At 44.2% G+C, this 23,062-nt stretch carries 18 protein-coding genes; 2 read left to right on the top strand and 16 right to left on the bottom strand.

Annotated elements, in window-relative coordinates; translation table 11 throughout:
• Window positions 1–98: 98 nt before the first annotated feature.
• Window positions 99–1,232, top strand: a complete 1,134-nt coding sequence (locus tag ACTNEW_RS04005; RefSeq protein WP_441058239.1) for a hypothetical protein — start codon at window positions 99–101, stop codon at window positions 1,230–1,232.
• Window positions 1,233–1,392: 160 nt separating this feature from the next.
• On the opposite strand, the gene ACTNEW_RS04010 is transcribed toward ACTNEW_RS04005, so the two are convergent.
• The 14 genes from ACTNEW_RS04010 to ACTNEW_RS04075 form a co-directional block, all read right to left on the bottom strand.
• Window positions 1,393–2,151 carry a sulfite exporter TauE/SafE family protein gene (locus ACTNEW_RS04010; RefSeq protein WP_441058241.1) on the bottom strand — a complete coding sequence of 253 codons (759 nt, stop codon included), beginning with the start codon at window positions 2,149–2,151 and terminating at the stop codon, window positions 1,393–1,395.
• 15 nt (window positions 2,152–2,166) lie between these two features.
• Window positions 2,167–3,975 carry an aspartate--tRNA ligase gene (gene aspS, locus ACTNEW_RS04015; RefSeq protein ID WP_441058243.1) on the bottom strand — a complete coding sequence of 603 codons (1,809 nt, stop codon included), beginning with the start codon at window positions 3,973–3,975 and terminating at the stop codon, window positions 2,167–2,169.
• Window positions 3,976–4,019: 44 nt separating this feature from the next.
• Window positions 4,020–5,276, bottom strand: a complete 1,257-nt coding sequence (gene hisS / locus ACTNEW_RS04020; protein ID WP_441058245.1) for a histidine--tRNA ligase — start codon at window positions 5,274–5,276, stop codon at window positions 4,020–4,022.
• 20 nt (window positions 5,277–5,296) lie between these two features.
• Window positions 5,297–5,869: an HD-GYP domain-containing protein gene (locus ACTNEW_RS04025; RefSeq protein WP_441058247.1), complete on the bottom strand. Its 573-nt coding sequence runs from the start codon at window positions 5,867–5,869 to the stop codon at window positions 5,297–5,299.
• Between the two features lie 10 nt (window positions 5,870–5,879).
• Window positions 5,880–7,517, bottom strand: coding sequence for a coproporphyrinogen dehydrogenase HemZ (hemZ, locus tag ACTNEW_RS04030; RefSeq protein WP_441058249.1), 1,638 nt, complete (start codon window positions 7,515–7,517; stop codon window positions 5,880–5,882).
• On the bottom strand, window positions 7,489–8,118 hold the full coding sequence (locus ACTNEW_RS04035) for an MBL fold metallo-hydrolase (protein WP_441058251.1): 630 nt from the start codon (window positions 8,116–8,118) through the stop codon (window positions 7,489–7,491). The genes hemZ and ACTNEW_RS04035 overlap by 29 nt, the downstream gene beginning before the upstream one ends.
• 13 nt (window positions 8,119–8,131) lie before the next feature.
• Window positions 8,132–10,462 carry a RelA/SpoT family protein gene (locus ACTNEW_RS04040; protein WP_441058253.1) on the bottom strand — a complete coding sequence of 777 codons (2,331 nt, stop codon included), beginning with the start codon at window positions 10,460–10,462 and terminating at the stop codon, window positions 8,132–8,134.
• Between the two features lie 42 nt (window positions 10,463–10,504).
• Window positions 10,505–11,029 (bottom strand): adenine phosphoribosyltransferase, encoded by a 525-nt coding sequence (locus tag ACTNEW_RS04045; protein ID WP_441058255.1) that lies wholly within the window; start codon window positions 11,027–11,029, stop codon window positions 10,505–10,507.
• 170 nt (window positions 11,030–11,199) lie between these two features.
• The gene (gene recJ, locus ACTNEW_RS04050) at window positions 11,200–12,912 is read right to left on the bottom strand and encodes a single-stranded-DNA-specific exonuclease RecJ (RefSeq protein ID WP_441058699.1); all 1,713 of its coding nucleotides are present in this window, start codon (window positions 12,910–12,912) and stop codon (window positions 11,200–11,202) included.
• A gap of 155 nt (window positions 12,913–13,067) precedes the next feature.
• Entirely contained in the window at window positions 13,068–15,479 is a 2,412-nt protein-coding gene (gene secD / locus ACTNEW_RS04055; protein ID WP_441058257.1) for a protein translocase subunit SecD, read from the bottom strand.
• A 25-nt stretch (window positions 15,480–15,504) separates the two neighbouring features.
• Complete coding sequence (gene scfB / locus ACTNEW_RS04060) at window positions 15,505–16,869, bottom strand: thioether cross-link-forming SCIFF peptide maturase (protein ID WP_441058259.1); 1,365 nt, start codon at window positions 16,867–16,869, stop codon at window positions 15,505–15,507.
• Between the two features lie 137 nt (window positions 16,870–17,006).
• A complete protein-coding gene (gene scfA, locus ACTNEW_RS04065; RefSeq protein ID WP_015524633.1) occupies window positions 17,007–17,147 on the bottom strand; it encodes a six-cysteine ranthipeptide SCIFF in 141 nt (46 codons plus the stop codon).
• A 169-nt stretch (window positions 17,148–17,316) separates the two neighbouring features.
• Window positions 17,317–17,667 carry a TIGR04086 family membrane protein gene (locus tag ACTNEW_RS04070; RefSeq protein WP_441058261.1) on the bottom strand — a complete coding sequence of 117 codons (351 nt, stop codon included), beginning with the start codon at window positions 17,665–17,667 and terminating at the stop codon, window positions 17,317–17,319.
• Between the two features lie 69 nt (window positions 17,668–17,736).
• Window positions 17,737–19,509, bottom strand: coding sequence for a hypothetical protein (locus ACTNEW_RS04075; RefSeq protein WP_441058263.1), 1,773 nt, complete (start codon window positions 19,507–19,509; stop codon window positions 17,737–17,739).
• Between the two features lie 386 nt (window positions 19,510–19,895).
• Between ACTNEW_RS04075 and ACTNEW_RS04080 the strand changes: the two genes are divergently transcribed.
• Window positions 19,896–21,182, top strand: a complete 1,287-nt coding sequence (locus tag ACTNEW_RS04080) for an HlyC/CorC family transporter (protein ID WP_441058265.1) — start codon at window positions 19,896–19,898, stop codon at window positions 21,180–21,182.
• 123 nt (window positions 21,183–21,305) lie between these two features.
• Here ACTNEW_RS04080 and ACTNEW_RS04085 read toward each other — a convergent pair whose 3' ends face one another.
• Together ACTNEW_RS04085 and ACTNEW_RS04090 are read right to left on the bottom strand one after the other, a co-directional pair.
• Entirely contained in the window at window positions 21,306–21,962 is a 657-nt protein-coding gene (locus ACTNEW_RS04085) for a YdcF family protein (protein WP_441058267.1), read from the bottom strand.
• 277 nt (window positions 21,963–22,239) lie between these two features.
• Window positions 22,240–22,989, bottom strand: coding sequence for an N-acetylmuramoyl-L-alanine amidase (locus ACTNEW_RS04090; protein ID WP_441058701.1), 750 nt, complete (start codon window positions 22,987–22,989; stop codon window positions 22,240–22,242).
• Window positions 22,990–23,062: the final 73 nt, after the last annotated feature.

The raw sequence follows: 23,062 nt of genomic DNA on the forward strand, positions 1-23,062 counted from the left end.
AGGTAATCCATACATAATTATGGTTTTTTTGACTTTTCATACAAAATCTGTTAGAATAGATAGAAACAATTTGGATTGGAAAGGAAGAAAAGACCCGTATGAAGATCTTGAAGTGTATATTGCCTGTTCTTCTGTTCGTTCTGGCCCTGACTGGACTGGGCTGCTCCCACCTGAACAAGACAGAAGTGGAACAGGTAATAACAAGTGAACTGGATTTATTAAAAAATCTGGATTCCGAAACGGTACAAAAGTATATTTCCTACAAAGAACTATTTCCCGATACCCCAGATGAAACAGAACTTTCTGCTGAAATACAGGAAGTATTTTCACTCTTCTTCCATAATTTTGATTACAAAATCATGGATATTGACGTCGGCAAAGACAAAACCACTGCAACTGCCTCCATCCGTCTGACCACCATCGATGCAAAAACTCTTTCCAGCGATTATGCAAAAGCCCAGCTGGAAGAGGAAATCCTGGCAGCCGCTGCCTCCGGTTCCCAAAATACTGAAGAAACGATCCCTACACTGGAAGAACGTTATCTGATTCTGAACAGACTCCTGAAGGATCATGAATACAATACGGTAGAGACCAACTGCACCATGCAGCTGAAGAATACCGGTGATAAAGAAGATATTTGGGAAATAAAACGGACACATGCCCTGGAGAATGATTTGGTCGGCGGTCTTATGACCTATCTGTCCGACAGTGATACCCTCTCACCGGAGGATACACTTGCCATCTATCTGAACACCCTCAAAAACATGGATACAGAAGAAATGAGCAATTATCTTGGCATAGAAAGTATCATCAATACCTCTGATTCCGCCAAAAGTGCTCTCGCTTCCTCTCTTGTGGAACAGGTACATAAAAATTTTAATTTTGAGATCAAAGATTGTTCCACGGAAGGATATACTGCATCTATCCGTACAGAAATAACTACCTTTGACAGCGATGCTATTCTTGAAAGCTATCAGAAAGAACTGGATGAATATCTCTCTTCTCCTGATGCCGTGATTGACGGTCCACAGAAGCGTTACCAGAAATCCTATGACCTGCTTCTTGAAAACATCGAACAGAATACAGCGGTAAAAACAGCATCCGCGGATTTTCAGCTTATCAATGACGGTGTTTCCTGGAAGCTGGCAAATGGAAATGAGGAACTGGGCAATGCCATTTTTGGTACACTGGCCACTACTCCGGTAGAAGAAGACAGTGAATCGGCAGAATAACCGTTCCCATTGAGATTGTTCCTCAAATTATTCTCAGGAATATTTCAAATCCGATATTTTTCTCTCAATCATAAGTCAAAAGTCCGGAATTACGTACAGACGCCTGCCTGACAGTTCTTTTGCAGCTGTCAGGCAGGCGTCATCCGTTATCCCGGACTTTTTAAAAATCCAATAAAATCTTTATAAATAAAAGTGTGATCACAACCAGAATCACCGGTCTTACAATTCTGCTTCCATTCTTCATAACCATTCCGGCACCTGTATAATGTCCGGCAACGGAAAAAACAGCTGCTGCAAGTCCCAGCGGAAAAATAATCTTTCCGCTGAAAAGAAATACCACCAGTGCTGACACATTAGAAGAAAGATTGGCAAGCTTCATATTTCCGGATGCTTCCCTTACATGCATTTTTGCCACTCCTGTATACAGAAGCAGCAAAAAAGTCCCTGTTCCAGGACCATAAAATCCATCATAGCATCCGACAGCAAGAGAGCATATTCCGCAGATCAGCCACTGCTTCTTTCTGGAAATCTCCGCATCGCCGTCTCTGTCCAGGTCTTTTTTCTTCAAAACATAAAAAGCAACAATCGGAAGAACCGGAATCAGCATCACTTTCAGCACTCTGTCACTTGCCAGAAGCGCAAGATTCGCACCGATATAAGATCCCAGCAAAGCCATGGAAATACAGGGAACAGCAAGTCCCCAGTCCACAAATTTATTTTTACATAACCGCACGGTAGAAAAAACAGTTCCCGTTGCCGAAGAAAGCTTGTTCGTGGCAATCGCATAATGCATCGGTACTCCTGCCAGCAAATATGCAGGCAGGGAGATCAGACCTCCGCCGCCTGCAATAGCATCTACAAAACTCGCGAGAAATACCAACGGACATACAATCAAAAAATTCTGTATCGTAAGTTCCATCATCTCTCTCCGGTATTATTCCTGTTCACTTTCTGCTATTTCTTCCACATCTACCGCAAGGCTCAGTTCTTTCAGCTGAGCTTCACTGACATAACTCGGTGACTGGGTCATAAGGCAGGAAGCATCTTTTACTTTCGGGAATGCGATGACATCACGAATCGTATCTGCCCTTGCCATGAGCATAACCAGACGGTCCAGACCGTAAGCCAGTCCTGCGTGAGGCGGAACACCATATTTAAACGCATTCAGAAGGAAACCAAACTGCTCATATGCTGCTTCTTTTGTAAAGCCCAGAGCCTCAAACATTCTCTCCTGAATATGATTCTGATGGATTCTGACACTACCTCCACCAATCTCATTACCGTTCAGAACGATATCATATGCTTTTGCGCGTACCTTTCCAGGATCTGTATCAAGGAGCGGAAGATCTTCTTCCATCAGCATCGTAAATGGATGATGCATGGCTGTGAAACGATTTTCCTCCTCATTCCACTCAAGAAGCGGGAATTCTGTTACCCATACGAAACGATATTCATTTTTATCAAGAAGATTCATCTGTTTTGCCAGTTCCAGACGAAGTGCGCCAAGAACATCATACACCAGTTTATTTTTATCTGCAGCAAACAGAAGCAGGTCACCCGGCTTGCCATCCATAGCCTGTACCAGGGCATCCATCTCTTCCTCTTTCATGAATTTTGCAAAAGAAGATTTTCTTGTACCATCTTCTGCAATTGCAATATAAGCAAGACCTTTTGCACCATATCCCTTTGCAAATTCCACAAGCTTGTCGATTTTTTTACGCGGCATTGCTCCCTGGCCTTCTGCATTGATACCACGAACACTTCCGCCATTTTCCAGTGCATTTTTGAATACAACAAATTCGCAATCTTTCACAACTTCACTTACATCGTGAAGTTCCATTCCAAAACGCATATCCGGCTTATCAGATCCAAAACGGTCCATAGCCTCCTGCCAGGTAATACGCTCAATAGGAAGCTGTACATCCACGTCCAGTACTTCTTTAAACAGATATGCCAGATATCTTTCATTGACATCAATGACATCATCCACATCTACAAATGAAAGCTCCATATCGATCTGGGTAAATTCCGGCTGACGGTCTGCTCTTAAATCCTCGTCACGGAAGCAGCGGGCAATCTGAATGTAACGGTCATAACCGGAGCACATCAGAAGCTGTTTGTAAAGCTGCGGAGACTGCGGAAGTCCGTAGAAGCATCCCGGATGTACACGGGAAGGAACAAGATAATCTCTGGCACCTTCCGGAGTGCTTTTGCCAAGCATCGGCGTTTCAATTTCCAGAAATCCTTCATTTGCAAAAAACTGTCTTGTAAGCATTGCCACACGGCTCTTCAGCATGATATTTCTCTGAAGATCCGGTCTTCTCAGATCCAGATAACGGTATTTCAGACGAATTTCATCTTTTGTCTTGCTGTTCTCCTCAATCGGGAATGGCGGAACTTCGGATTCCGCAAGAACACGAAGAGATTTTACACGCAATTCAATCTCGCCTGTTGCAAGATTAGGATTGACAGCACCGCCACGTTTTTCAACAGTACCAATGACTGCGATCACAAATTCGCTTCTCAGCTTACCGGCTTTTTCAAAACCTTCTTCATCAATACTTCCGTTTTCAAAAATCAACTGCATGATTCCGGAACGGTCACGCAGATCCACAAATACGATTCCGCCTTTGTCACGTGCTTTCTGCACCCATCCCATCAAAGTCACTTCGCTGCCGATCATTTCTTTCGTCACTTCTGCACAACGGCAGGTTCTATGCAGACCTTTCATACTTTCAGCCATGATTGTTCTCCTTTTTTCAAGCTTTTCTTACTTATAATCTGTTCTTACATACGGTCTTTAAAGAATTCCACAAATTCCGTATATCCTTCAGACATCATCTGGTCCTTCTGGAATTTTTTATTCTTCTTCATAATGGCAATATTGACCTGTGCTCCATTTCTGCGTTCTTCTTCCGCCTGTTTCAGAATCTCACGCAGCTTATCTGCCGGCATATTCTTCTCGATCAGGTATGCTTTTTTGCCGTTTGCAGTGGGAACTTCATAACCGCGCTCCAGAAGAAGCATAACGATTCGTTCAAATCCAATGGAAAAACCGCAGGCACTGGTATTGTTTCCGGTAAATTTACCGATCATTTCATCATAACGTCCGCCGCCTCCGACAGAACCGCCGAACTCATCCATAGCAATCTCGAAAATCGGTCCTGTATAATAAGACATTCCACGCACCAGAGTCGGATCAAAGGACATACGGAAATCGGCCGTCTTTACAGCGTCCACAGTTGTAATGATCGTTTCCAGATCTTCGGCAACTTTTGGATCCAGTACCTCTTTCAGCTTCTCTTTGCAGTAACGGACACCTTCCACATCAGAGGTGATTTCCTGGAACATGCCGAGATACGTATCGATACTCTCTTTGGAAAATCCTTCTTCTTCCAGTTCTTTTGCAACGCCTTCCAGGCCGATTTTATCCATTTTATCAAGGATAATGAATACAGTGTCAAAGCTTTCTTCCGGAAAACCGCTGTACTGTGCCATAGCCTTCAGAATCTTGCGATCATTGATACGAATGGTAAAATTATGAAAATCCAGTTTTCCAAGAAGCGTCGTCGTTGCCAGTACCAGTTCGATTTCCGCAAGATAAGTAGGCTCTCCAAGAATGTCAATATCACACTGCATAAACTGGCGGAAACGTCCTCTCTGAGGGCGGTCAGCTCTCCATACATTTCCCATCTGAAGTGCTTTGAACGGAGCCGGAAGCTCATTGGCGTTATTGGAATAATATCTGGAAAGAGGAACCGTAAGGTCATAACGGAGACCGGAATCCACCAGATCTGCCTCTTCTTTTGCCTCGTCCAGTTTCAGTTTTTCCCCGCGTTTCAGGATTTTAAAGATCAGTTTCTCATTCTCACCGCCCTGTTTGCTGCAGAGATTTTCAATATGCTCCACGCAGGGGGTCTCGATTGCACAAAAACCGAATGTTTTATATGTTTCCCGAATCATGTTCATCACATAATTACGGATTTCCATCTCCCTTGGTAAAATATCTTTCATGCCGGTTACCGGCTTCTTTTTCAGTGCCATATTTTCCTCCTCGTATTTCCTTATGTGTTGTGTATTACTTTTTGAAATGCAATAAAAACATCCATATCAAAATTCTTGACTTCTTCAATCATCAGTTCAATGGCGGTTTCCCGGTCAAATGCCTTTCTGTACGGACGATTGGAGCTCAGTGCGGAAAAAACATCACACACCCTGAGTATTCTTGCTCCGACAGGAATTTCCTCTCCGGCCTTGTTAGCTGGATAACCGCTCCCGTCATAGTTTTCGTGATGATAAAGAATACTCTCCAGAATAAAATCCGAGTATCCCTGGTCTTTGAGTTCCTCATACCCCAGTGTCGGATGCATGCGGACATATTTCAGTTCTTCAATCACCAGAGGATTACATTCCTGCCCGTTAATATAGCATGTCAGTTTCAGCTTGCCGATGTCATGAAGCATTCCGGCAATTGCCAGTTCATAACACAGATGTTCTTCCAGCCCCAATTCCTCTGCGACCGCATACGCCAGATTACTGACCGCCATACCATGATTCAATTCTGTAGTTAAATCAAATTCCAGAATCCTCTCCGGGGTATCTGACGTCCTTTTGTATGACGAACCCAAAGAGCACACCTCCTGTCAGTCACAGCCAGGTCCGGATGCCTGCCCGCTTTCTTTCAATCATCTCATCAATGCGGCTGATGTAATTGGATACATCCTTTACATTTTCCACACGTTCAATGCGTTTCCCATGGTCAAAAACCAGCTTGGAGGAGCCGCCGGCTCCCAATGCAATGATCGGCTGTTTTTCTTCCATAATCAGTATATTGTAAATTCCGGCTTTGTCAACTGCTGCATAGCCAACATTTTCAAAATTCCCTTTCATATTTTTCTGTCTGTACAGATAATAGGGTCCCATTCCCATTTCATAAGCCGTTTTCATCGTCAGATCCATGATCTGCTGGTTGTTCTCAAATGTCATTTCCTGATACCGGTCTTTGAACATATTCAGACGTGCCGCACGTTTTACTGCCAGCGAATGAACAGTCAGACTGTCCGGAGACAGTTTACGGACTTCTTCCAGTGTTTTCTCAACCATGGAGTAATCCTCTCCCGGAAGACCTACGATCAGATCCATATTGATATTGTCATACCCGCATTCCCTTGCCATATGAAAAGCTTCTTTCGTCTGTTCTACTGTATGGCGGCGTCCGATAATGTCCAGAGTTTTCTGATTCATTGTCTGAGGATTCACAGAAATACGGCTTACAGGAAATTTCCTCATAGCCATAAGTTTTTGTTCTGTGATACTGTCCGGCCGTCCGGCTTCCACGGTAAATTCCTCAAGTCCGTCTAATCCGAACGCATCATCCAATGTTCCAAGAAGACAGGTAAACTGTTCCGGTTCCAGTGTCGTGGGAGTTCCTCCTCCGATATAAACCGTATCCAGCTTGCGTCCTTTCATCATTTCTGCAACAGCGCGGATTTCTTTACAGAGCGCATCCAGATAGTCATCCACCTTTGCTTTCCACAGTTTCAGGGGATAAGAACTGAAAGAACAATACAGACAGATACTCGGACAAAACGGAATACCGACATATAAACTGTATCCATTCTCGTAATCAATATTTTTCAGAATCTCCCTTTCCCGATTGGCGATTGTGATTGCCAGTGCTGCCTTCTGAGGACTTACCAGATACTTTTCCCGCATTTCTCTGGCAATCTCCGGGTTCGTCATCCCGGATTCGATCATTCCCATAGCAAGCTTTGCAGGACGAATTCCTGTAAGATTTCCCCACGGCAGTGTTCTTCCGGTCATTTTTTCCAGAATGCGATACAGCGCATATTTGATACTGTCCTTATTCTGTTTGCGAAGTTCCATCTCCTCCTGAGAGCGCTTCGCAGCCGGCATTTGCTCCGATTCTTTGCAATTCTGATCACACTCCTGCCCTGAGGACTCTCCTCGGGCAGAGGAACCTGCAGAAGAATCTGACGAATCCTTTCCTCTGAGGCAAGAAATAAGGGCATCCCTCGTCTGCCCTTCTATCACTTCTGCATGAACAACCCCTTTGTGTTCTTCATTCTTATAGCGGATCTCATAATCGTTCCCAATCTTTTCCACCCGGAACACAGTTCCACAAATCTCCTCTTCTTCACTGTAAGAAATGTGGAACTCTGCTCCCGGATAAAAAGCTTTGATCAGTTCATAAATATCATGTTCAAATTCTCTGTCCAAAAACAGAATCTGGATTTTACACAAATGGATTATACCTCTTTTCATAACCTATGGTAGTAGAAGCATCATGCCCCGGATAGACTTCCGTTTCTTCCGGCAGGGAATCTACCAGTTTATGAAGACTTCTTACAATCTGTGCCGTACTTCCTCCCGGAAAATCCGTTCTTCCGACAGATCCGTAAAACAACGTATCTCCGCTGAAAAGAACGTCTTCTTCCTTCAGGTAATAACAGCAGCTGCCCGGTGTATGTCCCGGTGTGAGCAGCATCTGTACGGAAAATCCCGCTGCTTCAAACACCTGCAGATCATCCAGAAGTTCTTCCGGTTTTATGGAACATCCCGTTCCGTAATGACTGGACATATTCATGGACGGTTCCTTCAGCATCTGCTGTTCAGAACGGCTTGCATATACAGGAATCTTATACTGATCCCTGACCTCTTCTACAGCAAGAATATGATCAAAATGTCCATGAGTCAGCAGAATACCTGCAGGCTTTCCGCCCATTTCCGCAACTTTGCGGAAAATTTTATCCGCAGAAGCTCCCGGGTCTACAATGAGCATTTCTCCTGTTTCTTTATTCTTCAAAAAATAGCAGTTTGTATATACATTTCCCACGATACATTTCTGCAGTTCTAATTTTGCCATCTATAACTCCTTCTCAGCCGGTGGTACGTTCCACATCCAGAACACTTTCCACCTGACGGATTTTTTCGATAAGGGTGTTCAGTTCTTCCTTGCTCTTTACTTCAAAGCTCATGGAAATCGTTGCCTTTTCCTGTTTGTTGGTACGGCTGTTCACGCTCCGCACATCAATTTTACGCTCTGTAAAGATCTTGGACAGATCCACCAGAAGACCGGTACGGTTGTTGGCGAACACATGAATCTCTGCCATATATTTTTCTGCTGTTTTCGTATCCGGCTGCTGCCATTCTGCCTCGATCAGACGGGTTCTGTCAATTTCCGGCATATTCAGAACGTTTACACAATCGGTACGGTGAATGGTAATGCCCCTTCCTCTTGTGACAAATCCCACGATCTCATCCCCCGGAATCGGACTGCAGCATTTGGAAAAACGCACTGCCACATCATGGATTCCCTTCACCACAATTCCGCTCTTACTCTTGGCAATATGAAGCTTCTCCTGATTCTCATTGGCAGCTTCCAGAACCTGTTCATCTGTAAGGTTCTTTTTATTTTCCTTCTCGAAGGCTTCCATCAGTTTATTGAAGACCTGGCCTTCTTTGAGACCGCCATGTCCGATGGCTGCCAGTACGGATTCCCAGTCACGGAAGCCATATTTGCGCATAACTGCTTCCAGATACTGAGATTTTGTATAAGTGCTGATCTTGTAACCTTTTCCCTTGGCATACTGCGCCAGCATTTCTTTTCCCTTGAGGATATTATCTTCCTTCAGTTCTTTCTTAAACCACTGATTGATCTTATTCTTGGCCTGTGTGCTCTTGACCAGTTTCAGCCAGTCGCGGCTCGGTCCCTGGGAATTCTGGGAAGTAATGATTTCAATTCTGTCACCGTTTTTGATCTGATATTCAATCGGAACCAGCTTGCCGTTCACTCTTGCGCCTACCATCTTATTGCCTACTGCACTGTGGACACTGTATGCAAAGTCAATCGGTGTGGAACCATTGGGAAGTGTCTTGACATCTCCCTCCGGAGTAAAACAGTAAACACTGTCTGCAAAAAGATCCAGGTCATTTTTCAGAAGGCTCATGAATTCTTTATTGTCAGACATGTCCCTCTGCCACTCCAGAATCTGACGCAGCCAGTTTAATTTTTCTTCTTCGCTCTTTCCTACCGGCACCTTGCCATCGGAAGATTCTTTGTATTTCCAGTGAGCAGCAATACCGTACTCTGCTGTTTTGTGCATCTCAAAAGTACGAATCTGAATCTCAAACGGCTGTCCATTAGGACCGATCAGAGTTGTATGAAGAGACTGGTACATATTCGGCTTCGGCATGGCAATATAGTCCTTGAAACGGCCGGGGATCGGCTTGTACATTTCATGAATGACACCCAGCGCCGCATAACAGTCCTTCACTGTATCTACAAGAATACGCACTGCAAAAAGATCATAAATCTGGTCGATCGTCTTATCCTGATTTACCATCTTCTTATAGATGCTGAAAAAGTGCTTCACACGGCCATCCACCTGCGCTTTGATCCCGGCATCTTCCATGTGTTTCTTCACCTGCTGTACGATTCCGTTTACAAACTCTTCGCGGACACTTTTGCGCAATGCCACTTTTTCTACAAGGTCGTAATATACATCCGGCTTCAGATATTTCAGAGAAAGGTCGTCCAGCTCCACTTTAATTTTGGAAATACCAAGACGCTGTGCGATCGGTGCATAAATATCCATCGTTTCTCTGGCTTTTTCCTGCTGTTTCTCAGGCCGCATATACTGAAGTGTACGCATATTATGAAGACGGTCTGCCAGCTTGATCAGAATGACACGGATGTCCTTGGCCATTGCCAGAAACATCTTCCTTAAGTTTTCTGCCTGCAATTCCACCTTGTCTGCAGAATAGGAGAGCTGTCCAAGTTTCGTTACTCCATCCACGAGAAGCGCAACTTCCGGTCCGAATTCCTTTTCCACTTCCTCCGAAGTCATCCAGGTATCTTCCACTGCATCGTGAAGCAGACCTGCCACGATGGTTTCTTTGTCAAGTTCCAGATCCGCAAGAATGATTGCGACACAAAGAGGATGGATAATATACGGTTCTCCCGATTTTCTCTTCTGATCCTTATGTGCTTCTCTGGCAACTTCATAAGCCTTCTGTATCATGGAAATATCCGTAGACGGATGGTATTTCTTTACACTGGCTATCAGCTCATGATATAAATCTTCCGGACTGGTGAAATCATTCATGGTTTTCACTGCCGCATCTGCTTTCCTGACAGATTCCAGCTTTTCTTTTTCGACCTCCAGAGAGGACGGTTCCTGATTTGCTTTTTGTCTTTTTTCTGCCATACTCAGTTCCCCTCAAATCAAATCTCGTTCGCTCCAAGCGGTTTATTTGCCCTCATAACAGATTACCGATGATACATCATAACCTGCAAGTTTCTCCCGTCCATTCAGTCCGGCAAGTTCCATCAGAAATACGATCTTAACCACCTCTCCGCCAAGTTCTTCGATCATCTTGGCTGCTGCTTCGATCGTACCGCCTGTAGCAATCAGGTCATCGATAATGGCAACCTTCTGCCCCGGTTTAATAGAGTCTTTATGCATTTCAATCGTTGCTGTACCATATTCCAGATCATACTCTCTGGAAATCGTTTCACAGGGAAGTTTTCCCTTCTTGCGGACCAGAACAAAAGGCTTATGCATATTATACGCAATCGGCATTCCAAAAATAAATCCTCTGGATTCCGCACCAACGATCACATCTACGTCCACATCTTTCAAACAGTCCTGCATGGAGTCGATTGCCAGCTGCAGTCCATCGGCATCCTGTAAAATACTTGTAACATCACGGAAAATAATCCCCGGTTCCGGGAAATCCGGAATGCTTCTTACATATTCCTCAATTTTTTTCATCTTTATCTTCCACTCCTTACACTGTTCTTCAGAATATTTATAAAAATATTACTATGTGATAAAAATATTCTATATTATAACACCTTTTTTTTTCAGAATCAATGAAAACCCGACATACATCGAGGAATTACACCAGAGCGCGTCAGGAAATCGTCCTCTTTCTTACTCTTTCAGCGATAATTCCGGATGACTGCCTGCAGCGTTTCTCTTCCCTGATAGGAATTGATCTCCGGATAATAGGTCACAGAAACGGTTTCTTTGCTCTGGACAAATCTCTGGAATTCCTCTGCTTCTCCGAAATATACCGCATCCGTTACATTTCCTTTTGCGTCCATCAGCTGCATTTTGGCTACATTACGATTTTTGCCCAAAATCCGGAGTCCTAAAACATGAAGTCCCTTCTCCGCAAACAAAGGCTTCGTATTCCCCTTTCCAAAGGGTTCCAGAAGAGAAAGCTGTTCCACCAGTTCCCTGCCTGCGTAATAAAGAGGCATGGGTACATCAATCACAACCTTCGGCATCAGTTCATCCTCCGTCAGGGTACAGTTCTGATTGATGCGCCGGCGAAATTCACCGACATTTTCTTCTTTCAGGGAAAGTCCGGCTGCCATGGGATGCCCTCCGAATTTTTCCAGCAGTTCAGAGCATCTGACCAGCTCATCATACATGGAATACGCTTCTATGGAACGTCCGCTTCCCTTTACTCCTGTTTCACTTCTTGTCAAAACAAATGTCGGTTTATGGTATCTTTCACGGATTCTTCCGGCTATGATTCCGGCAAGGCTTTCGTGACATTCCGGTAGATACAGAACCAAAACCCGGTCTCTCCCATCTGCTGTCTCTTCAACCAGCTTTATTGCCTCATCTTTTCCCTGCTCTGTCATCGCCTTTCTGCTCTGATTCAGTGCTGTCAGATCTCCGGCAAGGCGTGCGGCATTCTCCGCATCCTCCGAAAGAAACAGAGCAAGCGAACGCGACGCGGTATCCAGTCTTCCGCTGGCATTGATACATGGCCCCAGCACAAATCCAACATGATAGGAAGAAATCTCCGTATCCTCCAGACCATTTGCCTGAATCAGTGCCCGCAATCCATAATTCGATGTTCTGGAAAGACATTTCAGTCCTTCTTTTACAATAATCCGGTTTTCTCCCTGAAGATCCATCACATCGCCAACAGTTGCGATGGCCGCAAATTCCAGGAAGCTCATAATATCTTCCCGCTGCAAGCCTGACTTTTCATATAACGCCCATATCAGTTTCCATGCAACCACAGCACCACAGATATTTTTGAACGGATAAGTACAGTCCTGCTGTTTGGGATTGATCACCGCATCTGCCGGCGGAATACGGTAGATGCGTCCGTTTTCGGTATCTTCATAGGGAACTTCGTGGTGATCGGTAACCACGGTAGTAATCCCCAGTTCACGGGCGGATGCAATTTCTTTTGACGCGGCAATCCCATTATCACAGGTAACAATCGTATCAATTCCGTCTTCTTTTGCCCGAAGGATCAATTCCTGGTGCATACCGTAGCCATCTGTGATCCGATCCGGAATATAGGTATCCACATTTCCGCCAAGTCTTTGGATTCCTTTCAGAAGGATATAGGTAGACGTCACACCGTCAATATCATAATCTCCAATGATCCGGATCTTTCTGCGGCTCCTGATTTTTTCCAAAAGAATATCTACCGCTTTTTCCATATCCTTCAAAAGCCACGGGGACGGCAGTTCTTCCAGGCCCCCGTACAGATAAGTCCGGATATGATCCATTCCCTCCACATCCCGGTTGCGGATCAGTCTTGCGATCACCGGATCAATCTCAAAGGTTCTGCCGATTTCCTGAAAATCTGCTCTCTTGGCTGTTACAACCCATTTTTCCATCATGTTCTGTTCCCTCTCTTTTCTGTCACACAGAAATGCCGTAATTCAAAACATCCCGGGGCAGGTTTTATTCCTGTCCCGGGATATGTATACGTTTGTTCAGAAAAACTCTCAGAAGGCATTTCTGTTCTTCAGGCAAATACCATCCGAGTTTCTTATTTGTTTTCATCCGCTTCTTTTGCGGCTGCTTCCTGAGCTGCAAGACGTTCTGCGACTCTCTTGCGGTTTTTCTTCTTTGGCTGAACCGGATCTTTTCTGGCTGTTTCAGTACCGGCTGTTTTCTTTTTTTCCGGAGCTTTTACTTCCTTTGCAGGAGCTTTGGCAACAGCTGCACCAGCAGGCTGTACACCACCCTGGAATCTTTTCTTAAATACCAGCCACAGAGCACCTGTAATGCATACAGAAGAATATGCACCACAGACAATACCAACCATCAGAGGTGCTGCAAATTCACGAATGGAAGAAACTCCCATGATGAAAAGAATCGCAACCATGATGAAGGTGGTGATGGAAGTATAGATACTTCTTGTCAGTGTTTCTGTGATACTTGCATTGACGATTTCTTCCAGGCCATCCACTCTGCTGCTTCCATGAAGATTTTCACGGATACGGTCAAAGATAACAATGGTAGCATTGATGGAATAACCTACAATCGTCAGCATACATGCAATAAATGTATTTCCGACAGATACACGCGCGATCGCATAGAAAGTCAGTACGATCAAAACATCATGAAGAAGGGCAAGTACTGCACTTCCTGCAAAGCGGATGTCCTTGAAACGGAACCAGATGTAAAGAAGCATAAAAATCGTTGCAACGATCACAGCGATGATTGCATCCTGACGCATCTCGGAACTTACGGTAGCAGAAATACTTTCTGCAGAGATCAGACTTTCATCTACGCCGAACTTGTCAACAAGAGCCTGATTCAATGCTTCACGCTCATCAAGAGCCAGTGCACGTGTTTTGATAACTACCTGATTGGTTCCAACTACCTTCGTAGTCTGAACATTCTTATCTCCGGTCACTTCCTCGACAACAGGAGTTACTTCAGAGTCAATCTGTTTGATGTCCATTTCTTCATTAAAAGTAACGTTTGTAGAAGTACCGCCGGAGAATTCCAGGCTGTAATTCAGTGCTTTTCCTTCTGTCTGGCTGTGGATCAGCATAAATACCGGTCCAAGAATGATCAGTACAAGTGAAAGGATAAAGAATGTTTTGCGTTTTCCGACAAAATCAACTGCTTTTCTTTCTTTTGCGCGTCCATAGAATTTTTCATCACGCACACCGACTGCATAAAGTGCATTGACAACCAGTTTTGATACGACCAGTGCGGTAAACATAGAGATGACAATACCCATTGCCAGAGTATAAGCAAATCCTTTTACAGAACCGGAGCCCAGCCACATCAGCACACATGCCGCGATCAATGTCGTGATATTACCGTCAAAGATTGCGGAAAAAGCTTTCTTGAAACCGCTTCGGATCGCATTGGGTACAGATAATCCCGCAGTAATTTCTTCTCTGATTCGTGCATAAATAATTACGTTCGCGTCTACTGCCATACCGATACCAAGAATAATACCTGCAATACCCGGAAGCGTAAGGGTAATGTCAAAGGCATTCAGGGAAATCAGCATCAGGGCTGTATAAAGAACAAGTGCGACACCTGCCGCAAGTCCCGGAACACGATATATAAAAATCATAAACAGAATAACGAGCACAAGACCGATTGCAGCAGCTTTTACACTGGTAGCAATTGCTTCTTCACCCAGCTGTGCGGCAACTACGCTGGAACGGAGTTCTTCCAGTTCCAGACTGAGGGAACCGATTCGGATGTAGGAAGCAAGATTCTGTGCCTCTTCTACACTGGACATACCGGTGATCTGCGCCTTGCCTCCGGTAATGGCCTCATTGACATTCGGTGCACTTAATACACTGTTATCGTAGATGATTGCAATCTGTTTGCCCACATTTGCTTCGGTTGCTTCTGCAAATTTGTCCTTGCCTTCATCGGTAAGTACCAGACTGACAATGTATTCTTTGGTGCTGTTCTGATCGTTCTGATAAGCACCGCCTGTTGCATCTGCCACATCCGTACCTTCCAGTACAACAGAACCGGCTTCACGGATCTCGTCCAGACTTCTGCTGAGAACATATTCTGTACCATTATATTCGAAGTTCTGGTTGCCGTCTGCGTCTGTCTGCTCAATAAAGCACAGAGAACCCGGTTTACCAAGTTCTTCCAGAATTGCATTTGCATCTGTTACACCTGGAATCTCTACATTGATACGATTGGAACCTTCCTGATAGACCTGTGCTTCAGTACTGTACTGTTCCACACGTTTCTGCAGCTTATAGACAGTATCAGACATGTCTTCGCTGCTTGGGTTGCTTTCTTTGGTCTGATAAGTAATGCTGACACCACCGGACAGGTCAAGACCTGTATTGATGTTCCTGGCAGATCCCGTACCGGTCGGTCCGAAACCGACAGCAGCTGTATAGCACAGCAGAACTGTAAGAACGGCAGTCAGGAGCAATACTACGACCCCTTTGTTTTTCTTCATTGTTTTTCCCTTTCTAGATTATTACTTATTCCGCTAACGCGGCTTTTATCATGATAGCGCACTCCACACGCTTCCTCTGGAGCTCGCATCCGATTTCATAATTACCTTTTACATCTCCCTGGAAATGGTAGGCATTGGCAGCACAGCCTCCGCTGCAGTAAAATCTTGCAAAACAGTCTTTGCAGGATTCTTTTGTATAAACATTGCAGCCGGCAAATTCCTCACGGACTTCCGGACGGGTAATTCCCTCATCCACATTGCCCATCAGATATTTTTCTTCTCCGACGAACTGATGACACGGATATAAATCCCCCCATGGAGTCACAGCAAGATATTCTGTACCGGAACCGCATCCGGACAGACGTTTGTAAACACAGGGACCGCCTGTCAGATCGATCATAAAATGGAAGAAATTAAAGCCATTTCCTTCTTTTTCTCTTCTGATCATTTCTCTTGCCAGTGTATCATATTCTTTCAGAATCTGAGGGATGTCTTCCTTACGGATCGCATATTCCTCTTCCTCCGGTGCAACGACAGGCTCAACGGAAATCTGTTTAAATCCAAGATCTGCAAGATGAAGCACATCTTTGGAAAAATCCAGATTATGGTGAGTAAAGGTTCCTCTTACATAATATTTATCCTGATTTCTGGACTCGGCAAATTTCTGGAATTTCGGCATGATCAGATCATAGCTTCCGGCTCCCTTGCGGAAAGGCCGCATATAATCATGCACTTCCCTGCGTCCATCCACGCTCAGGACCACATTGCCCATTTCCTTATTGCAGAACTCCATTACTTCATCATTCAAAAGCACGCCATTCGTGGTCAGAGTAAAGCGGAACTTTTTGTTATGGAGCTTCTCCTGCTCTCTTCCGTATTTCACAAGGTCTTTGACCACCTGCCAGTTCATCAGCGGTTCTCCACCGAAGAAATCCACTTCCAGATTACGCCTGCTGCCGGAATTGGCAATCAGGAAATCCAGCGCTTTTTTGCCCACTTCAAAGGACATCAGCGCTCTTCTTCCGTGATATTCTCCTTCTTCTGCAAAGCAGTACCGGCATGCAAGATTGCAGTCATGTGCTATATGCAGACAGAGTGCCTTGACAACTGTCTGACGGTTGCTGCTGAATTCTTCAATGGCGCTCTCATAAATATCTTTTGTAAAAAGCATTCCCTCTTCCTGAAGCTTGCGGCACTCGTCTATAGAAGTACGCACAGCTTCTTCCGGGAATCTGTCGCCAAGCTTATCCACAATGGCTTCCTGTGATTCTTCCGCCTCCAGATATGGCAGAACTTCGTAGGTAACATCATCCACAACATGAATACAGCCACTGTTAATATCCAGAACAATGTTGTAGCCATTATTCTGATATCTGTGAATCAGACTCATTTTTCAGTTTCCTTTCCTGACTTTTCTATATCGTAAAGACTGCATATGCAGACATTCACTTCCCGTATTTGTGAAAAACATAAGAATAAGCAGCGGATTAGATAACCCGCTGCTTACCATTTCTCACAGAGCGGCTCTTATTTGTGCTCGCAGCTCTGGTTTCCTACTGTACAGGAAGTCTTGCAAGCAGACTGGCAAGAAGTCTGACATTCGCCACATCCGCCTTTTTTCACTGTATTCTGAAGATTTTTTGTATTTAATGTTTTAATATGTTCCATTGAGGTATCCTCCTTATGTATTATATGTCTTTGCCTAGTATAGCATAAAACTTTCTGTTTTTAAAGTCTTTTTTTCATTATCTCATGACAGTCTTTTTATTTGCCGGTTATCCATGTAGTTTCACTGGTATAGCATTTTCTAAATACTGTACCAAATAGCTTTCTCTGTTTACGAAAGCATTCCGCCAAGAGCACCTCCGCCAAGGCACATCAGGAATGTCGTCACTGCGTGCCGCATAGTCATATCCCATTTGCCCTGCACAGCAAATGAAACGATGGCCAGAAGCAGAAAATAGCTGAGGCCGACCAGTAAACCGAACAGATATTTTTCTTTTCGTATGATTTTCCCCACAAGAAATCCTCCTGCCAGACAGGAAATTACATAGATGACAAGAATCCCTATGGCAACCGGTTTTTCTCCAAGATTAAACTGAAAAAGCAGAAAAGCCAGCAGCAGAAGAGAGATTCCGGTCAGCACGTAAGACAGAAGCAGCGATTTCAGAACAGCCTTTACTCTCATAAAAACAGCCCTCCCATTGATATATATGGGAGAGCTGCGTGGATTATGCTTTCGCAGATTTACAGGATATTATTTTTTCTTTCTCTTCAAAACAACTACAGCTACAATGATAATCACTGCCGCTGCTACAAGAATCACGAACGGAAGGATCTGTGTATCATCACCGGTCTGTACTGCAGCCGTTGAAGAAAACTGGCCGGATGTACCGGTGTTATTCTGACCGTTCTGCGTACTGCTGCCGGATGATCCGTCACTTACTCCGGAATTCCCACTGCTGTTTGAAGAATTTCCGCTGTTGGCAGATGTATTATTTCCGGTACTGCTGTTTCCGCTGCCGGACGAAGAACTGCCGGAACTGCTGCCCGTATTTGAAGGTGCCTGAGTCGGAGCTTTGGTTGGCATCGGTGTTGTGTAATTATTATCCATTCCGTCTCCGCCGATCAGCGTTTTGCTTCCGGCAATTCCAAACGGACTGAAGGAATGTGTGCTGAAGATCATGGTACTGCCGTTTACACTTGGAATGATGGTTTCTACCGCACCATTGTCAAGCAGATGTTCAATGGTATAATCATAACCTTCTTTTACCGGAATGGTCACACTGATATATTCTCCATCCGGAATCTCGTATTCCGTATCATTCTTCAGATCCCAGAGTTCAAATTCATAAGATCTGAAAATAGTCGCTTCTGATTCATTGGAAAACTCATAACTCTCTCCGCTTGTTGCACGGAACTGAACATACCAGGGAAGATTAATTCCGGAAACAGAAATTCCGTCACAGCTATGATTCTCCACTGCACGCTGTTCCATTTCCTCTTCCGTCAAATCCTCTTCTGCAGTCGCCGGACGCTCGTCGACCGTTTCCTCGTCTGCACGGTCAAAAATGTTATCCGGTATTTCCTCGTCCGTTTCCTGTTCTTCTTCCTGATTCCTCTCTTCATCAGTCACAGAATCGGAAGCACCGTCAGACACATTGTCTTTCGAACTATCTGTCTTGTCTTCAGAAGATTCCTTATCCTTCGAATCTTCTGCCTTTCCGCTTTCTGATTCGACCTTATCATTTGTGGAAATATCCGGATTCTCTGTCACTGTTTCCGGGGAATCTGATTTTTCTGATGAGGAAGTTTCTGTTTTTTCCTCCGGTTCTGCTTCCCCGGAGCTTTTTCCGGAATCTGTTTCTATATCTTTTTCTATATTGGTTTTTGCACTGTCTTTTTTCTCTTCACTGTCGTTCAGAGTTTCACCGGTCCGGGTGTCGGAACCTTCCTGCACATCGGAGTCTTTCTCACCGGATATCTGTGAATTATCACCCTGCTCCTGTGTATTCTCCGTTTCAGCAGCAGTCTCACCTGAAACTGTATCTCCGGATGTCACTTCCTCCCCTGCTGTCTCAGAATTATCGTATCCCCCGTTCTCTGTTGTGTCGGAATACTCCGTTCCTGTGCTCTCTTCTTCGGATGCCTCTATACTGCTCACAACAACAGTCACATAACCGATCATCTTATCGGATTCCCCATCCCATCCATCAATTCTGGAAAGATCAAAAGTCTCTGTCGGACGGAAAATCACTTCAAACGCTTCTGAACGTCTGGAGGGAACCTGTGTGTCATCTGCCCAGGAAAGCTTTCCATATTCACATTTGGGTAAAGAAATCTCAGAAAGCGGAACCGGTGTTTCTATCGTTATATTATCAGGAAATATGGAATTTTTCTCAATAGCGGTACTGCGGCTCTCTGCAAATGCGGGAAGCATCTGACCGCTTATCAGTGCTGCAGACAGCACTGCTGCCGCTATCAGTTTCCTGTTTCTTCTGTTCATTTTTCTCATTTTCTTTTTCATCATCTTACACCTCTGTATCAATCACTCTTCACCTGTACTCACCTGAAACCGTGCTCTTTCTGTCACGATTTCTTTCTATATGTAACGGACCGTGTTTATATACTCAGCCCAATTTTAAATCTGACTTTAATAGTATATCAAAGTTTTAATCTTTTGTAAATATTTTGTAATATTTATTTTCATTTTATGACAAAAAATATCATAACACACTATTGTTCGTTTGGACAGCCCCAAAATTATCTTTTTTTTCGTTCTTGCAAATATTACGATTTTCCTGTATATTTCTCTTTGTATATCTATTAATGGCAGGAGCTGATGATAAAAATAGCATCTATTTTTTACCCGCTGCCTGTCAGTCATTTCAAAGTAAAAAAGGAGTGAACGTTATTTTGGACTCAAGTGTTCCTATACAAGCGCTTTCCGTACTGGTTCTGGTGCTGCTCTCAGCTTTTTTTTCCTCTGCAGAGACAGCTATGACCACGGTAAACAGGATACGTGTCCAGTCCCTTGTCGAACAGGGCAACAAACGGGCAATCATACTGGATAAGGTCATCTCAGACTCCAGCAAGATGCTCAGTACTATTTTAATTGGAAACAATATTGTGAATATGGCTGCATCTTCTCTGATGACAACCCTGACGATCCAGGTTCTCGGAAATGTATATGTCGGCCTGGCAACCGGTCTTCTGACTTTATTAATTCTTATTTTCGGTGAGATTACGCCAAAGACGCTTGCCTCCATCCACTCGGAAAAACTGTCGCTCTCCTATGCGCGTATCATCTATTTCCTGATGATCATCCTGACACCTGTCGTTTATATCATCGGCAAGCTTTCCAACGGTGTGATGTTTCTCCTGCATGTAGATCCGGATGCCAAACATAACACCATGACCGAGCATGAACTGAGAACTCTCGTAAATGTCAGTCAGGAAGACGGCGTCATCGAGAGCGAAGAAAAGCAGATGATCTACAATGTATTTGATTTTGGTGATTCCACTGCAAAAGATGTGATGATTCCAAGAATTGATATGACCTTTATCAATGTTTCTTGTACTTTTGAAGAACTGATGGATATTTTCCGGGAGGATATGCATACACGATTCCCCGTATATGAAGATAACACAGACAATGTCATTGGCATCATCAATATCAAGGATCTTCTGCTCTACCCCAAGGATAAAGCTTTTTCCATCAGAGAGATTCTGCGTGAACCATATTTCACCTATGAATATAAGTCCACCGCCGATCTGATGCTGGAAATGCGTAAAGCTTCTGTAAATCTTGCCATTGTGCTGGATGAATACGGGGCAACTGCGGGTCTTGTCACTCTGGAAGACCTTCTGGAAGAAATCGTTGGCGAAATCCGGGATGAATACGATGAAGACGAAGCAGAACCTCTCAGAGAAGTCCAGCCCGGAATCGAATATGTCGCACTTGGCTCTGCCAAACTGGATGACATCAATGAAATCCTTCATACAGATCTTTCTTCCGAAGATTATGATTCCATCGGCGGATATATCATCGAACAGTTAGACTGCCTGCCTGTCCATGGACAGGCTGTCACAACAGACAGTGGAATCCGTCTTGTTGTGGATGACATTGACAAAAACCGCATTGAACTTGTTCACATCTGGCTTCCACCAAAAGAACCGGAAGAAGAACATAAAGAAAAATAAACCGACAGCCGTTATCTTTCCAGGAGATTCTGAGATTTTTCCGGTAAGATACGGCTGTTTTTGTATTACAGGAAAGTACTTTGCATTTTCCTGTAATATAAAAAACTCCGACGGCATCGCATATTAAAGCATCAACGGAAACTGAGTGATAATCCGGGATACTTCTCCTGTCACAGCGTTTCTTCCTTCCAGTGTATCTCTCCAGTTGCTGCGGCTGATTCCGTCCGGACAGGACGGACATACATAAAACTGTGTTTCCGGATACGATAACTGATAATACATCAGAGACCGTCTCGCATGGTAACTCTTGCAGCAAAGAATGGCACTTCTGATTTCCAGACCTGCCTCATCCGTCACTTTCCTCGAAAATTTCGCATTTTCATAGGTAAAGGTCGACTGGTCTTCTTTCAGAATCGCCTCTTTGGGAACACCATTTTTCATCAGAACATCTTTCAGGAATTCAAATTCTGTTTCATAATTTCCATTATATTTTTCCTGCTCTGCAAGCACACCGGAAAATGCCCCTGTCACGATACTGAATCTTCCGCTGGGAAGAATATAGGGTGCATATCCCTCTCTGTATAACACAGCCGCCTGCTCTGCCATCTGCGGATATCCATTCCCGGGCACAAAAATAATATCCGCTTTCTGAAGCCTGTCCTCCGCAAAAATAAACTCTTCCGTATGATTCAAAAGAGCCTCGTAGGAATCGTCTTTGAAATCTCCATTGTATTCTTCCTTTATATTTCTGTATGTTATATCATTATTTTTATGATCCATAATAATCTTGTCCTTTTCTTTTATTCAGTCTGCTACATATTCTGCTATTTTATGTTTCTGCATCCCCGTCATCATAACACAGAAGCCAAAAAAAGACCAGATTTCTCTCACATAATCCGGTCTTTTTCCCACATAGAATCCAGTTTTACAGACATTTCTGTCCGTAACAAATACTTCAGTTTTTCGCAGACATTCCTGTCCGTAACAATTACTCCGGCTTTCGCAGACATTCCCGTCCGCAACAATTACTCCGGTTTTTGCAGATGATTCGATATTTCTATTTCGTTACGATCAAAGTGCTGTATCCGTCATCTCTCAGCCGCTGTTCCATATTGATTGCATTTCCCAGCTGAAGGAATGCTCCTACCTGTACTTTATACAGACCATCCTGATAAAGCAGAAACGCCGGGTAACCTTTGCCCGTCAACTGGTACAGCATGCGGTCTGCGTTTTCTCTGTTCCGAAAAGCTCCTGTCTGCACACGGTAATAAACAGGACCTTCAATTTCATTTTCATCCAGGGTTCCCAGAATTGCTCCTGCAATCCCCTGTGCGATCTCATCAAACTTTTCATCAAAAAGCTGATTATCCACATCGGAATTAATAAAACCGATTTCCAGCAAAAGTGCCGGCATTTTGGTTCTGCGCAGCACCACAAGTCCCGGACGTTCTTCGATTCCGATTTCACGGAAGCCTACCTCTCCCATAGCACCCAGAATATTTTCCGCCATCTCATATTTGATTCCGCTTTTATCATACAGCAGGACCTCTACTCCATCGTACTGATTGGCCTTCGGACTGCTGTTCCTGTGAAAAGAAATAAAAAAGTCCGCATCTGACTGGTTGGCAAGCATTGCCTTTTCAAAAGGCGTCTGATAAACATCTGTTGTCCTGGTATAGACCACGTCAATTCCATTTTCCGAAAGAATCTTTCCGACTGCAAGCATCAGCTGCAGATTGTCATCCTTTTCCTGACGACCGTTATATACAGCACCAAGATCACTTCCTCCGTGTCCGGCATCCAGCATAATTTTATATTCCGGCACAGTCAAAACTCCTTATGAAAGATATTTCCTTTATATTATATGCATAAGAAAAACA

This window comes from Blautia sp. HCP3S3_G3, assembly GCF_052063365.1.
Classification (GTDB): Bacteria; Bacillota; Clostridia; order Lachnospirales; family Lachnospiraceae; genus Blautia_A.

Coding starts and splice junctions, on each gene's coding strand:
- ACTNEW_RS04040 (WP_441058253.1), bottom strand. CDS start 10,462: ATGGCAGAAAAAAGACAAAAAGCAAATCAGGAACCGTCCTCTCTGGAG.
- ACTNEW_RS04075 (WP_441058263.1), bottom strand. CDS start 19,509: ATGATGAAAAAGAAAATGAGAAAAATGAACAGAAGAAACAGGAAACTG.
- ACTNEW_RS04070 (WP_441058261.1), bottom strand. CDS start 17,667: ATGAGAGTAAAGGCTGTTCTGAAATCGCTGCTTCTGTCTTACGTGCTG.
- ACTNEW_RS04005 (WP_441058239.1), top strand. CDS start 99: ATGAAGATCTTGAAGTGTATATTGCCTGTTCTTCTGTTCGTTCTGGCC.
- hemZ (WP_441058249.1), bottom strand. CDS start 7,517: ATGAAAAGAGGTATAATCCATTTGTGTAAAATCCAGATTCTGTTTTTG.
- secD (WP_441058257.1), bottom strand. CDS start 15,479: ATGAAGAAAAACAAAGGGGTCGTAGTATTGCTCCTGACTGCCGTTCTT.
- scfA (WP_015524633.1), bottom strand. CDS start 17,147: ATGGAACATATTAAAACATTAAATACAAAAAATCTTCAGAATACAGTG.
- hisS (WP_441058245.1), bottom strand. CDS start 5,276: ATGGCACTGAAAAAGAAGCCGGTAACCGGCATGAAAGATATTTTACCA.
- ACTNEW_RS04045 (WP_441058255.1), bottom strand. CDS start 11,029: ATGAAAAAAATTGAGGAATATGTAAGAAGCATTCCGGATTTCCCGGAA.
- ACTNEW_RS04010 (WP_441058241.1), bottom strand. CDS start 2,151: ATGGAACTTACGATACAGAATTTTTTGATTGTATGTCCGTTGGTATTT.
- aspS (WP_441058243.1), bottom strand. CDS start 3,975: ATGGCTGAAAGTATGAAAGGTCTGCATAGAACCTGCCGTTGTGCAGAA.
- ACTNEW_RS04035 (WP_441058251.1), bottom strand. CDS start 8,118: ATGGCAAAATTAGAACTGCAGAAATGTATCGTGGGAAATGTATATACA.
- scfB (WP_441058259.1), bottom strand. CDS start 16,869: ATGAGTCTGATTCACAGATATCAGAATAATGGCTACAACATTGTTCTG.
- ACTNEW_RS04090 (WP_441058701.1), bottom strand. CDS start 22,989: ATGCTGGATGCCGGACACGGAGGAAGTGATCTTGGTGCTGTATATAAC.
- recJ (WP_441058699.1), bottom strand. CDS start 12,912: ATGGAAAAATGGGTTGTAACAGCCAAGAGAGCAGATTTTCAGGAAATC.
- ACTNEW_RS04085 (WP_441058267.1), bottom strand. CDS start 21,962: ATGGATCATAAAAATAATGATATAACATACAGAAATATAAAGGAAGAA.